Here is a 14107-nt window from a genome sequence, read left to right as displayed (position 1 = left end):
TTCTTATGGTCACTCACGCAATCTCCTCCTCTGAAAACTGCGAGGACACGATCTCACGATATACGTCGCTCTTCTCCAGCAGCTCTTTATGCGTACCAACGTCTGCAATCCGACCTTCCTCAAGCACAATAATCCGGTCTGCATCCATAACCGTGCTGACACGCTGCGCAACAAGGATAACGGTCGAATCTACCGTTTCTCCCTTCAATGCAGCCCGCAGCTTCGCATCCGTCTTAAAGTCCAGTGCTGAAAAACTATCGTCGAATATATAGATCTCTGGCTTGCGAACCAAGGCGCGAGCAATGGATAGCCGCTGCTTCTGGCCTCCAGATACGTTCGTACCGCCTTGAGCAATCGTCGATTCAAACCCATCCGGCATACCATTAATAAACTCTGTAGCTTGCGCCACATCTGCTGCGTGCCTCATCTCTTCATCTGTGGCATCCCGCTTGCCATATCGGATATTGTCAGCAATTGTTCCAGAGAACAAGACCGCCTTCTGCGGCACTAATCCGATCTTGGCCCTTAAATCCTCATGCGAAAACTCTCTGACATCGATGCCGTTAACGAGAATTCTCCCGCTGTCGATGTCGTAGAAGCGCGGGATCAAGTTGAGCATCGTAGACTTGCCCGATCCTGTACCGCCTATAATCGCAGTAGTCTCACCAGGGCGGGCGCTGAACGAAATATCCGACAAGGCGGGATTCTCTGCACCAGGATAACTGAATGTAACACGATCAAATTCAATATATCCGTGTTGACCTGATGCCTGCTTTCCATTCGCTTGATCACGGATGACTGGTTCCATTTCCAACACCTCGTTAATACGAGTTGCCGAAGCAGATGCACGCGGAATCATTACAAATATGATGGAAACCATGACCAGGGAAAACATGATTTGGGTCGCATACTGGATAAAGGCCATCAAATCGCCGACCTGCATGCTGCCTGCATTAATCCGGTCGCTGCCGAACCAAATAATTGCAATCGTCGAAAAGTTAAACGCCAACATCATAATTGGCATTAGCGACGCCATAATACGGTTGACCTTGATTGCGGTCTGAGTCAAGTCTGTATTTGCGTCATTAAAGCGCTGCTTTTCATGAGTCGTACGATTAAAAGAACGGATCACTCGAATACCAATCAAGCCTTCACGCAGCACCAGATTGAGTTTATCCAGCTTCTTTTGCATCGCTTTGAATAACGGTATGCCCTTGCTTGCTACTGCAAATATCGCCAGCGCCAAGATTGGAATGACGACAGCCAACACTAACGTAAGCTTTGCATCCTTGTTCACCGCCATAATAATGCCGCCAATACACATCATCGGCGCACTGACCATCATCCGTAAAATCATAACAAGTACTTGCTGCACTTGTGTAATGTCATTGGTCGTCCGCGTAATCAGCGAAGCGGTGCCTATTTGATCAAATTCCTGCAAAGAGAAGTGCTGTACATGGTTAAATACTTTGCCGCGCATCAATTTGCCATAACCCATAGCTACCTTCGCTGACATGTAGCTGCTAATGATCGCACAGATCGTCCCCCCAATGGCTACTGCCAGCATGATGCCGCCAATCTGCCATATATAAGGCACATCCCCTTTTGAAATACCAAAGTTCACGATATCGGACATTAACGTAGGCAAATACAATTCTGACAGCGACTGTACGAAGACAAGCGCCAATATAATCCCGATCGGCAGCCGATACGGCTTCAAATAACGAAACAACCTCATCATGTTTCCTCAACTCCATCTTTACATGTCTATTTATGCTGCTCGTGTTCCTGGTTAAGCATGTCGTAATATTCGTATACCTTCTTAAGCAATTCCACTAATTGCCCGCTATCCTCTTCACCCAAGTATGCAATGAGGCCATTCATATGATCAGCAAATCGCTGTTCACCTTCTTCTGTCAGCTTGATGCCTGCTTCCGTTAGCTTTACCCGAACTGCACGCCGATCTTGCTTATCCATGACCCTTTCAATCAAACCTTTATTTTCCAGACCATTTAATGTCTGTGTAACCGTAGGTGAAGCGACCCGCAGCAAGCTGCTAATCTCCGACACACGCATAGCGGGCTCTCCATCATGTGCCTGACGCTTAATACAGAACAATAACATCATCTCACTACGCTTCTTGCCAGTTGTCATACGTTGATGCCACTCGGCCTTACTCAATCTCATAAAAGACTGCGCAAGCTTATAAGCTGTCGTCTCTTGGTCAAACATGCCATCCCCCCGAATCATTTATGTTTTAGAACATATTTAGATAGATTCTCTATTTAATAGTAGATCTAATTATTAACTCACTTATTAATTAAGTAGTATAATTATATATTCATAAAACTTTTACTGTCAAATCCTTAATTGCCCACTCTTTGTTATAAATACAAATGTAAAAAACCGTTCTCTAAAGAGACTGGCACTCTAACTAGCATTCCAGAAATGGCTCCTCCATCTCTACCTCCGTATAGGGCTATACTGTTTATGCCTCCCTTCCCTGGATACTCAGACATCTCATCTTTTTTATTTACCTGCTGTCTAATAGATAGCAGGAGTAATTAGCAGATATCCGGCTGTTTTAACGCGAAACTATGACTTTACTCCCTTTTCCCTCCAGAATAACCCCTGATACAATAGATAAGTCATTCACCAATAACCGGAGGTTATTTATGCGTTTTCCTCATCATTTTTTGTCCGAAGTCAAACATTGGAACCGAAACATTAAGCTGTTCTTTATCTCTAATCTGCTCTATCAATTCGGAAGCGGCATGTTTATGGTGCTGTATAACTTATATATTCAAGCACTTGGATTCAATCAGGCGATGAATGGAACACTTGTCAGCGTACAGTCCCTAGCCACCGCATGCATGTTTATCCCTATCGGCCTTGCAGGAGATCGAGTCAGCCGGAAAAACATCCTGATCATCGGCGCCTTATTTACCGGGCTTAGCTTCATTGGACGATCTTATGTCGAAGGTGAAATGGGTCTGCAGCTGTTTGCCATTTGTTCAGGCTTGTTTGCTTCCTTTTATCAAGTACTTGCCGTACCTTTCCTTGCTGCCAATATCGACAAGTCGCAAAGACTGCGCATATTCAGCTACCATTTCTCAATGGTGCTTGCAGCGCAGGTTATCGGTAGCATAGGAGGGGGCATGTGGGCTGACTGGATGCAAGGCGCTGGCTGGGACAAAGTGTCCAGTCTCCAACTTGTACTTATGGTTGGTGGCGCAGTCAGTCTGGCCTCTTTTGTGCCTTTGATGTTCGTAAAAGAACCAACAGTTGTGCGGCCTGAGTCATTGCTGGCTGAAGAACAGTCATCTGATTCACAGCCAAGCTTGCGCCAGGACGAGGACTGGAAGCGAATCATTCAATTTACATTCGCGCAGCTTCTTGTAGGTCTTGGCTCCGGTTTGGTCGTCCCTTACTTAAACCTGTACTTTACCGACCGTTTTCACGTATCGTTAACGGCTGTAGGCCTGCTGGTTTCACTTGGGCAGGTGATGACCATTATCTCCATCCTGATAGGTCCAACGCTAGCCAAGCGTGTCGGCCAAGTGCGCGCGGTTGTGTATTTTCAACTGCTGTCATTGCCCTTCTTACTCTTGACTGGCTTTACGAATCTGCTCGTTATCGCTTCCATCAGCTTCCTGTTCCGGCAAGCCCTTATGAATGCGGCTAACCCGATTCAATCTACCCTGATGGTTGACCTTGTGTCGGATCGGAGGAGAGGGATCGCTAATTCCTTTACCCAAACAGCCTTTATGTTAGGTTGGGCAAGCATGGGCACCGTTCAGTCAGCTCTCATCACCCACTACGGCAGTTACTGGGGGTATGCAATTACATTTTGTATTACAGGATTCCTATATGTCATCGCTGCTGTATGCTTCTACTTCATGTTTCGGGAAACTCAGATTCATCGAACTTCGACTACGGAAGCCTCAACCCTATGAGGCTTTTTTTCTTTTTTCGATTCCAGCATCTTGAAATTTGATTTATTTGTGTTATTATCCTCATATCAACTAAAAAAGCGCTTTCATTTGCAGGGGTTGTCCAAAAAGATAACCGCTATTATTTTCTTGCAATTTATCCTCTAGTAAGAGAATTGCAGACTTGAGGGAACAATCCTTATCACACTACAATCAGGATTGCACGATAGCATGCAAGCTCCAGCACTCCAATGAACACACCTGTAAGATTCTAACATACCGTGCAACCACTCCACGGCTCGACACATATACGTTAACTAAACCTAGCTGTACGTATGACTCATCATCGACCTCTCACACCATTTCGCCTGCTGCTCTCAGATGTCCTACACGTCTTTTCCTACACAACTTGACTCACAACATGACTCCGTTTCCACATCGCAATCATGTCTTTTCTAAATGCTTATTTATTTTGGTTCTCGATTTCAAGTTCAATTAGTAATGCAATTAGTACGGCATTCTTAAAGGAGGTGATGCTACCTAGTTGTGCCGCTTATGCAGAAATGAATGAATATTTATCCAAAGAGGGGTATACAGTCAGCAGGATCAGTCCTCATTTCGCCGACTCCGAGTTCACGCATCAGCTTGAATGGTAGCCTTGTCCATCTTTCACGCTTAAACAAATTTGAATGCGGGAGTGTTAAGAAATGAAAAAAAGGTTGACGTTATTGATGATCGTTGCACTTATGGGAATGCTCACACTGGCAGGCTGCGGCGGTTCCAGCAAACCGGCTGATCCACCGAAGGAAGCCGGTGGCACTACGACACCAACTCCTGAACCTGAGAAAGCAGAGTCGTTCGACGTTGTTATCCGTCACATTAACGTACGCGACACTGCAAAAGCCATGCTGAAGCAGCTTGAAGAAGTCTCAGCAGCTACAGAGAAAGAAGTACCTGGGTTGAAATTCAAGTTGGATGGCGTTGAAGATACGGTGAACCGCGACGTAAAGCTGAAAGCCGAGATGACCAGCGGCACGCAGCCTCCATTGTTTAACTTATTTGGCGGAGATGATACGGTCAAATACGCAAAGGCAGGTCGTTTGCTTGCGCTGAATGATATCTTGACCGAACTTGGCATCGCTGACGCCTTCTTTAATTTAAGGGAATTCACAGTGGATGGAAAAATATATGGACTTCCCGAATCAGGATACATTGAGGGGTTCTTTTATAATAAAAAGCTATTTGAAGACGCTGGCGTAACTGTGCCCAAAACTTGGGAAGAGTTGCTCGCTGTGTGTGAGGCACTCAAGGCAAAAGGCATCACGCCAATTGCAATGGGAGATGGCGCTGGCGATGGCTGGGTGGCCAACATGCTCGTGAATAGCCTGTTCGTGGGCCTTGGCGGCCCTGCACTGCAAGACGGCTTTGCTACAGGTACTACCAAGTGGACTGATCCTGCTGTCGTGGAGTCTTTAAAGCGTGTGCAGGATCTGAAAAACAAAGGTTATATCGACCCGAATGTGCTTGGTCTGAAGTATTCACAAGGTCAAGCCAACTTCTATACAGGCAAAGCAGCGATGCTGTTTGACGGCAGTTGGGCAGCCAATGCCATCACAGGCGACACTTCTACGGTCAAAGATGTATCCGGTTTCTTCCGTCTTCCTGACGTAGGCGGCCCTGGCGACGGCTTTATCAATGGCGGATGGTCCAATGGATTTGGTGTCTCCGCCGATTTGAAGGAGAACGAATTAAAAGCGGTCAAAGCATTTATTAAAAACTGGTACAATGTAGAGCAACAAAAACGCAGCCTTATTGAATCGAGCCGTATACCCGCAATGAAAGGGGTTAGCAACGTGGAAGGGGCAACAGAGCTTGTGAAATCATTGGGTGAATCCCAAGGCTCGGCCAAAGGTGCGTTCCCTGCGTTCGATGCACTTGTTCAAAAGAGTGTGAAAGTAACGTTGGAGCAGACGGTACAAGAGTTGCTCGGCGGCAAAATAACACCGGAAAAAGCAGCAGAGCGTATGCAGCAAGCGCAGGAGAAAGCTATTAAGGAAGGAAAGTAATTATCAACTTATGTATCGGGAACCGCGGCTTGGGTTGTGGTTCCCGGTTCTTACATTTCATCCCGGTTATGGCTCGATGCTCACCGGAACGTAGGAGATGAATGATGAACAAGATACTCCGGAATCGTGTCGCTTATATGGTATTTGTCGTACCGGCTCTCGTGCTCTATATTACCTTTTATTTAATACCACTATTTAAGTCTCTTCAATACTCGGTGACAAGTTGGGACGGCATTACCGATCCCGTTTATAACGGTGTTGATAACTTTGTCCGTGCATTATCAGATGAGAAGTTTTGGGTCGCTTTTAAAAATAACATCTATTTTGTTCTGTTTTCCGTATTTATTCAAGTACCAATTATTATTCTAGTCTCTATTCTAGTCAGCGGCGTAAAGCGCCTGCTCGACTTCTATAAGCTGACAGTATTTATGCCAAGCATTTTATCGACCGCGTCGATCGCAGTCATTTGGCAGTTCATTTATTCACCGGATGCAGGGCTGTTGAATCAAATCCTTAAAGCAGTAGGGCTGGAAACATGGACAAGATTGTGGCTGGGGGATGAGAAGACAGCCTTCCTGTCCGTACTGGTCACGAATGGCTGGCAGTGGACCGGGTTCTACATTGTACTTGTGCTCGCCGGCATATTTGCCATTCCGAAGGAAATACTAGAAGCCGGCGAAATTGACGGGGCTGTGGGCTGGCGCAAGGCCTGGCTGCTGACGATTCCACTTATTCGTCCCGTCATTGTAGTGACGATGCTGCTATCCATCACAGGTGCCATGAAGGCGCTTGATATTGTACTCATTATGACGAATGGCGGGCCATTTGGCAGCTCGGAAGTAATGGCTACTTACATGTATCAACAAGCCTACGCGCTTGGAGACTTCGGTTATGCAAATGCGATTGCCATTATCATTACCGTATTTACCGCCATACTTTCCCTCATCTATCATCTCGTAAACAAGAAGACTTCGAAGGAGGCCGAATATTAATGAAGCTCCGTGCCAACAATCGTATTCTGTCTCACGTCGTCCTTCTTGTATACGTAGTTATCGTTATATTTCCCTTACTATTTGTCTTTATCTCCTCATTTAAAAACAATACGGAAATATTTAACGATCCTTGGGGCTTGCCGTCTAAGCTGAGCTGGGACAACTATGCCAATGCGCTGTCCAGCTCACACATCGGCACTTACTTTGTCAACAGTCTCTACATCAGCATCGTATCAACCGTAACTACCATACTGTTATCTACCGCTATCGCCTACGCGGTGACACGGATGAAGTTCCCTACATTAAGCAAGCTTGTCCTGGGCCTGCTGCTGTTGTCCATCTTAATTCCACCTGCATCACTACTAATACCACTCTACATCATGATTAAAGATTTCGGTATTTATAATACGCCGTTTGCATTAATGATACCTTATGCCGCATTTGGCATTCCGCTTACTACATTTGTGATTGCAGCCTTCCTAAAGTCGATGCCGTCTGAGCTAGAGGAGGCCGGTATTATGGACGGTTTATCAACATACGGCCTATTGGGTCGTATCGTCATTCCGTTAACGATGCCCACCTTGGTTACCGTGTTCATCCTTAATTTTATTGGCAACTGGAACGAATACATTCTAGCCAACCTATTCTTATCGAACCAGGAGCTGCGCACTCTTCCGGTTGCTGTCGTGTCGTTCGCTGATAAGTTTAATATGAACTACGGGGCACTGACTGCTGCCATTACAATCAGTGTCGTACCTGTCATTATTATTTACGGTATTCTGCAAAAACAAATTATCGAAGGGGTTACGGCCGGAAGTGTAAAAGGCTAACCCTGCTGCGACTATAAGCTAGCACAAAGCCGCTCCTAAGGGGGTGGCTTTTTATTTTTCTCGGTTATGACTATTTCAGAATATTTATAACCATTTACGTGAAAACAGAGCTCATTTCTTACATTAACAGTAAATATTAAACCTAAAACCAACGACGATCGGTTGCCCCGCAACAGATTGGGGATACTAAGCGTACTTACCTTTAAATTGTTTATGCAACACAAGCCATTTACAAGTATGGCTGGAAGCGATATACTAGTGAACGTTTTGGTTAAAGGAGGTGGATTTATGGCATCTTGTTGGAACTATGTTGCCAGACAGTGGAAAAATTGGACACCCTCGCGAGTATTAGTGGCAGGCTTTCTATTTTTAATCCTAATTGGAACTATACTGTTGAGGCTGCCAATCGCGGTCCACGACGGACATGCCATCGGTTGGGTTGACGCTCTCTTCATGGCTACTTCGGCGATATGCGTCACCGGATTAACAGTCGTGGATACAGCCTCCACGTTTACGATGTTCGGGGAAATTGTCATAATCGTACTTGTTCAGATAGGCGGCATCGGATTTATGACAGTTGCTACACTATTTTATTTGATGCTAGGCAAAAAGATATCTCTACGTGAACGGCTCATTTTACAAGAGGCCATGAATACAGATAGCATGGAAGGCATCGTACGGATTATCCGTAGAATTATAATATTTGTCGCCGTTATCCAAGCAAGCGCCGCACTGATTCTAGCTCTGCATTGGCTGCGCGAAATGCCGCTTAAGAAAGCTTTATACTACGGCTTATTTCATTCTGTATCGTTATTTAACAATGGGGGATTAGACCTGTTTGGAAATAGCTTTCAAGCCTACGCGGACGATTTTTTGTTTAATATCATTGCATTCTTCCTCATTGTTTCAGGAGGATTGGGCTTTATTGTATTAGCTGAACTTTACGAATACCCAAGAAAACGAAAGTTTTCATTGCACTCTAAAGTTGTTTTGTCCATGACAGCTATCTTAATTGTAGTTGGGGCGGCTATGATATTTGTATTTGAATACACGAATCCAAATACGTTGCAGCCAATGTCTTTTGCCGGAAAGATCTATTCATCAGTCTTTCAATCCATATCCTCTCGTTCATCGGGTACAAGCACGGTTGATATTCAAGGCCTACGGCAGGTCACGCAATTTTTTATGGTCATTTTAATGTTCATTGGGGGATCCCCCGGTTCCGCAGGTGGAGGTATCAAGACGACTACCTTTGCCATCCTGATCTGCGCCGTTGCAGCCATGCTTCGCGGACGTGAGGACGCAGTACTGTTCCGTACCCGATTGTCCAAGGACCAAATCGTAAAGGCGCTTACGATTATTTTCCTTGCATTAATGATGGTGCTGTCAATCGCTATGCTCTTGGCTGTCACGGAACAGAAGCCGTTTTTAGAGATCTTGTTCGATACGACTTCAGCGGTCGCAACCGTTGGCCTGTCTATGGGATTAACACCAGAGTTGTCTGTATTCGGTAAACTGGTGTTTTGTGCAGCTATGTTTATCGGCAGATTGGGGCCCTTAACCCTTGCTTATGCATTGAATCGACGCAAGCCACAGTCACTGTATCGTTATCCAGAAGGCAAGATTATGATAGGTTAGACACTTTAAAATAGGGGCCGAATTCCTTCGCCCCCTATTTATTCCTGTATAAAATGTTGATTATTCTAATATATTACAAACGAAGTGGTCAAGTTCTGACCATTCTTCGGCATTTGCGTGCGCATCAATCAACGATTACTCTTTTACATGTTTATCTTCACAAATTTCATATACTACATACACCTTTTTAACGTACTTCTTATGATCATGTTTTTTGCACTTTTGTTTCTTCTTGTCATCATGTTTGTCTTTGCATTTGTCTTCCTGCTTCTTTTTCTTCTTACAAGGATCATGCTTGTGCTCTTTTTCTTTACATTTGTCCTCTTTCTTCTTCTCGCACGGATCGTGCTTCTTTTCTTTATGCTCGCATTCATCCTCATCCTCATAGTATTCGTGCTTGTCCTCACAGGCAGGATGTATCTTCGGTCTGCAAGGATGACATTTATGACAATTACAACCCCCATAATATAATCTCGACATTGTCCTCACCTCCTAGCAGGTCTACTACATCATATGAAAATGATGAGATAATGCGACAAGCAAAACTACCAGAGGATTCGTACATTTCATACATCTAATGGCCAACTTAAATAAAATGTTTAATAGATTTGCACGTATTGGAACAGATCAGCACTGCATATCACGCATTGATAGGATACAATATTCATATTGTTCGTGTTTGACCCTTAAGGAAAGCAAAAAAAGATGAACTACATTTAGGAGGCCGTAACGATGTCCAGGAAATCAAGAGGTTTAGTGCTTGTGTATACCGGAGACGGGAAAGGCAAAACAACAGCAGCCGTCGGCTTAAGCGTACGTGCAGTAGGTAGAGGATTTAAGGTATTGATTCTACAATTCATTAAAAGTCCTAGCAGAACATATGGAGAGCAAATTGCATTGGAGAAAATAGGTGTGGAGGTACGTCAATTAGGGATTGGTTTTACGTGGTTGAAGACACCAGAGGAGCATCGGGAATCATTGGCTAAGGCCTGGTCTATCGCCAAGCAGGAAATTCAATCGGATCAGTATGACTTCATTATTTTGGATGAGTTAAACAACGCGCTTGCCATCGACAGCTTCCCAGTTGATGATGTACTGCCGCTGTCTGAAGTTGTTGACGTTATACAAAAACGCCCGGAAAAACTAAATTTAATTATTACAGGCCGCTCTGCGTCACCAGCTGTAATAGCTGTTGCAGACTTGGTATCCGAGGTTCAGCCCGTTAAACATTATTACGACGAGGGCATTCCTGCTGTTCTTGGCTTGGAGTTCTGATTGAGGTAATTAGACAAGTACTTCACCGGCATTCCAATGTGCAGGTTCAATTTTAAGGATCGAAATTGCCTTTTTAACAGATTGCGTTCGGAATACTTTATTACAGTTTACTTGAATTTGATCCTTGAGCACGAGGAACATGGGATCATTCGGCGTATGCGCATTATCCGTCAGTGCTACCGGGACGAACACGGAGTATAGCAAGGTTACGATGATCGATAACACTATGGAATTTTTAATGATGTTCATCGTGTAACCCCTCCTGTTCGTTGCTTGGTCATCACATGTGGACGATTTCGACTATTCGGTCGACGGTTTTGGTTTTACTTTGTCTTTTTTACGATCCCATTTGAAAATGGAATTTAAGAACATATACACGTATTTGGATTCTTTCGTTAAAAACGGTCCTAATATAGCCAGAATAAGCACATACAACGCGGCAAATGGCTGCAGCAGTTCTAACAAGCCCCCCGCTTTGCCGATGTTCGCCAGTATGATGGAAAACTCACCCCGTGACACTATCGTTAAGCCGACACCTAGTCTACTCAACAACTCAATAAGCGGAGCACTCTCAATAAACCGGAAATCAAACTCTCCAAACTTCGGAGCACGCGGGCCGACAGCCATTCCAATAAGGATATAGAACGGTATAACAGAGAACCTCAGCTTCGTTGATATCAGTCCCGCCAGAGCTACAAGGGCAACAACCAGACCAAGTTCGAGTACAACATGATCCATCATATCACTCCCCGCTCGTTAAAATATTTTTTAGTTTCTTTAATTGATGCCTTTCCCCGGCCACAACCAGCATGGATTCTCCTACAAAGGAATAATCAGGCCCCGGATTAATTTTCTTCTCCGCATTTTTCTCAATAACGGCGATAATAGCCGCCCCCGTCTTCTGCCTTACATCAAGTCCACTGATTGTCTAGCCAATACAAGCTGCATGGCTATCAATCTTAAACCACTCAATAATCAGATCATCCAGGGCCACCTCAATGTTCTCAAGTGCTTTAGGCTTGTAGGACAACCCACCTACAATACCCGCAATCTGCCTCGCCTCATCATCGTCCAACGTCACCAATGGAAACGCTGTCATCCGGATCTTCATAATAAAAGTGATATAAATTTCCTCCGTCTATAGACGTAGTATAATTCCGTCTGCAGGCGACTTGTGTATCTAACGAAACAATGTTACGATAATAACGAAACAGTGTTACATCACCAAATATTACCGCTAAAGGAGGCTGCCGAAGTGATCGAAGACCAGCTTATATCAAAAAAAGACTTGCTGGATCTGACCGGCATTTCCTACGGACAGCTCTATAGATGGAAACGCAAAGACTTGATTCCCGAAGAGTGGTTTGTTCGCAAATCTACGTACACCGGTCAAGAAACCTTTTTTCCTAAAGATAAAATACTGGAGCGCATCGATAAGATCGTTAATATGAAAGATAACCTCTCTTTGGATGAGTTGGCAGATATGTTCTCTCCGAACTTAGCCTCGATGGCGTTGACCAAAGCAGAGCTTGTTGAACGCAACATTATTACGGCAGTAGCGATGCAGTTGTTTACCGAACAGGCAGGAGATGCGGAGGCCTATTCATTTGAGCAAATCATTTATGTTTACGCTTTAGACCAAATGCTTCAAACCGGGCAAATGAGCATAGAAGAAGGCAAAAGGCTGCTGCAAGTGCTGCGTGAACAATATAAAAAGCTTCAGGGCAAAGGTAGCGAACTCGTCATGCTGAGGAACATGGGCTCCACCTCATTCCTGCTTGTATCCAGCCCAAACGAGATCTACGTCGATCACAGCACGAAGCTGATTGTGCGGCTTTCGATGACAGAGTGCGTGGAGCAATTAAAGGTCAAACTTACTTGAATCGGAGGATAAGCTCATGTATCAACAACCTTTAAGAGATGTGAATATTAATGGTGTCGGCAGTTCAAGCGGCGGCTCATTTCATCGTATTACTCTAAATGGCATGGCCACTATTAATGGAGACTCCACGTGCAGCTCCTTTAGAGGCAGCGGCACATCTAAAGTTAAAGGGAGCATGACCGCTAAATCCGCGCAAGTGGATGGTACTTGTTCCATCAATGGCCATTTGCGGGCAGAGCAATGTCAGATCAATGGCTTAGCAACGGTTGATGGCACACTCAATAGCGATTCGCTTGAGGTGAATGGCAAACTAACCGTCCACCGCGACTGCGAAGCAGAGCGAGTAAAGATTAATGGCATGTTTAACATTGACGGTCTGCTTAATGCCGGTACCATCGATGCCACAATTTTAGGCGCCTGCCGTGCCCGAGAGATCGGCGGAGAATCGATAACCGTCAGGCAAGGTCGAATGAATTCATTTTCTAAAATGCTTACTTCTTTATTTACCAGTCCTTATCTGGAAGCAGATATAATTGAAGGCGATGAGGTCGTACTGGAGTATACGAAAGCCCGCATCGTGCGCGGCAGCATGGTTGTGATCGGCCCGGGGTGCGAAATCGATCATATCGAATACAAAATGGGATTGGACGTACACAATCAAGCTCAAGTGAATCGTACGACTAAGTTATGACCGCTGACACACGAATAAATGGAGGGATGATTCATGGATAAGCGTTCTGCGCAAAATATGAGAATTATGGGATCTTCGACTGCTTCAGGAGGAATATACAACAAAGTTTCCATTATGGGCGACGGAGAAGTAACAGGGGACATCGACTGTCATAAGTTCTCCTGTTCAGGATCCGCAGTCATATTCGGCAATACAATAGCAGAAGAAATGAGTGTGCAGGGCACGCTAAACGCAAAAGGCAGTTTGGAAACAAGAAAGATATCGGTTCAGGGTGAGGCCAACGCCCAAGGCAGTGTACTCGTTCAAGAGGCAAGCATAAACGGGATGTTTAACGTAGGAGAATCGCTTCGCGCTGAACGTCTGAAAATCAGAGGCGGCGTATCTATTAAAGGCAACTGCGAGGTGGAGCGGCTGGATACAAACGGTTGTTTTAACATCGATGGTATGCTGAATGTAGGCAATCTGGACGCGAAGGTCAACTGGGCATGCAGTGCCAAGGAGATTGGCGGCGAAAAAATTACAGTTCGTAAGGGCAGCAGCATTGGAAACGTCCTTAAGTTTATTCCCGCTCTGTTTAAAGTCATGCCAGACGCGCGATTGACTGCCGATATTATCGAGGGGGATGATATCGAACTTGAGCACACTACTGCTGATGTAGTTCGCGGCAATCATGTACGAATCGGCGAGGGGTGCCGCATCGGACGCGTCGAATACCGTCATCATTATACACAACACGAGAACAGTACCGTTGAGTCTGCAATACAAGTTTAATTTCTATATATTAGGTTCGAGTGGACTATA

Annotated in this window: 13 protein-coding genes and 2 pseudogenes; 9 read left to right on the top strand and 6 right to left on the bottom strand. The window is 45.0% G+C overall.

The window, feature by feature from the left end; translation table 11 throughout:
* Window positions 1-13 precede the first annotated feature (13 nt).
* Together QP775_RS11325 and QP775_RS11320 are read right to left on the bottom strand one after the other, a co-directional pair.
* Window positions 14-1741 carry an ABC transporter ATP-binding protein gene (locus QP775_RS11325; RefSeq protein WP_285106092.1) on the bottom strand — a complete coding sequence of 576 codons (1728 nt, stop codon included), beginning with the start codon at window positions 1739-1741 and terminating at the stop codon, window positions 14-16.
* Window positions 1742-1767: 26 nt separating this feature from the next.
* Window positions 1768-2232: a MarR family winged helix-turn-helix transcriptional regulator gene (locus QP775_RS11320; RefSeq protein ID WP_239328979.1), complete on the bottom strand. Its 465-nt coding sequence runs from the start codon at window positions 2230-2232 to the stop codon at window positions 1768-1770.
* A gap of 443 nt (window positions 2233-2675) precedes the next feature.
* Between QP775_RS11320 and QP775_RS11315 the strand changes: the two genes are divergently transcribed.
* From QP775_RS11315 to QP775_RS11295, 5 genes are all read left to right on the top strand, one after another.
* Window positions 2676-3956 (top strand): MFS transporter, encoded by a 1281-nt coding sequence (locus QP775_RS11315; protein ID WP_239328980.1) that lies wholly within the window; start codon window positions 2676-2678, stop codon window positions 3954-3956.
* A gap of 683 nt (window positions 3957-4639) precedes the next feature.
* Window positions 4640-5998, top strand: a complete 1359-nt coding sequence (locus QP775_RS11310; RefSeq protein ID WP_285106090.1) for an extracellular solute-binding protein — start codon at window positions 4640-4642, stop codon at window positions 5996-5998.
* Window positions 5999-6102: 104 nt separating this feature from the next.
* Entirely contained in the window at window positions 6103-6990 is an 888-nt protein-coding gene (locus QP775_RS11305) for a carbohydrate ABC transporter permease (RefSeq protein WP_239328982.1), read from the top strand.
* On the top strand, window positions 6990-7820 hold the full coding sequence (locus QP775_RS11300; RefSeq protein WP_239328983.1) for a carbohydrate ABC transporter permease: 831 nt from the start codon (window positions 6990-6992) through the stop codon (window positions 7818-7820). The genes QP775_RS11305 and QP775_RS11300 overlap by 1 nt, the downstream gene beginning before the upstream one ends.
* A gap of 288 nt (window positions 7821-8108) precedes the next feature.
* Entirely contained in the window at window positions 8109-9458 is a 1350-nt protein-coding gene (locus QP775_RS11295; RefSeq protein ID WP_239328984.1) for a TrkH family potassium uptake protein, read from the top strand.
* A 135-nt stretch (window positions 9459-9593) separates the two neighbouring features.
* On the opposite strand, the gene QP775_RS11290 is transcribed toward QP775_RS11295, so the two are convergent.
* Window positions 9594-9938 carry a hypothetical protein gene (locus QP775_RS11290; protein ID WP_239328985.1) on the bottom strand — a complete coding sequence of 115 codons (345 nt, stop codon included), beginning with the start codon at window positions 9936-9938 and terminating at the stop codon, window positions 9594-9596.
* A gap of 252 nt (window positions 9939-10190) precedes the next feature.
* On the opposite strand from QP775_RS11290, the gene QP775_RS11285 reads away from it, so the two are divergent.
* Window positions 10191-10733 (top strand): cob(I)yrinic acid a,c-diamide adenosyltransferase, encoded by a 543-nt coding sequence (locus tag QP775_RS11285; RefSeq protein WP_239328986.1) that lies wholly within the window; start codon window positions 10191-10193, stop codon window positions 10731-10733.
* 9 nt (window positions 10734-10742) lie between these two features.
* Here the strand turns inward: QP775_RS11285 and QP775_RS11280 are convergent, their stop codons facing one another.
* The 3 genes and pseudogenes from QP775_RS11280 to QP775_RS11270 form a co-directional block, all read right to left on the bottom strand.
* Window positions 10743-10982 (bottom strand): hypothetical protein, encoded by a 240-nt coding sequence (locus QP775_RS11280; protein WP_285106086.1) that lies wholly within the window; start codon window positions 10980-10982, stop codon window positions 10743-10745.
* Window positions 10983-11033: 51 nt separating this feature from the next.
* Window positions 11034-11267, bottom strand: a pseudogene (locus QP775_RS25860) (cation/H(+) antiporter); the annotation flags it as partial.
* A gap of 208 nt (window positions 11268-11475) precedes the next feature.
* Window positions 11476-11860, bottom strand: a pseudogene (locus tag QP775_RS11270) (cation:proton antiporter regulatory subunit); the annotation flags it as partial.
* Between the two features lie 131 nt (window positions 11861-11991).
* On the opposite strand from QP775_RS11270, the gene QP775_RS11265 reads away from it, so the two are divergent.
* The 3 genes from QP775_RS11265 to QP775_RS11255 are packed head-to-tail and all read left to right on the top strand — an operon-like array spanning window position 11992 to window position 14077.
* Window positions 11992-12615 carry a YhbD family protein gene (locus QP775_RS11265; protein WP_285106440.1) on the top strand — a complete coding sequence of 208 codons (624 nt, stop codon included), beginning with the start codon at window positions 11992-11994 and terminating at the stop codon, window positions 12613-12615.
* Between the two features lie 16 nt (window positions 12616-12631).
* The gene (locus tag QP775_RS11260; protein WP_285106082.1) at window positions 12632-13306 is read left to right on the top strand and encodes a hypothetical protein; all 675 of its coding nucleotides are present in this window, start codon (window positions 12632-12634) and stop codon (window positions 13304-13306) included.
* 33 nt (window positions 13307-13339) lie between these two features.
* Window positions 13340-14077 (top strand): bactofilin family protein, encoded by a 738-nt coding sequence (locus tag QP775_RS11255; RefSeq protein ID WP_239328991.1) that lies wholly within the window; start codon window positions 13340-13342, stop codon window positions 14075-14077.
* Window positions 14078-14107 lie beyond the last annotated feature (30 nt).

Origin of the sequence: Paenibacillus sp. UMB4589-SE434 (assembly GCF_030226685.1) — a bacterium.
In the GTDB taxonomy this organism is placed as follows: Bacteria; Bacillota; Bacilli; order Paenibacillales; family Paenibacillaceae; genus Paenibacillus_B.
This window is presented reverse-complemented; position numbering and strand designations above follow the sequence as displayed.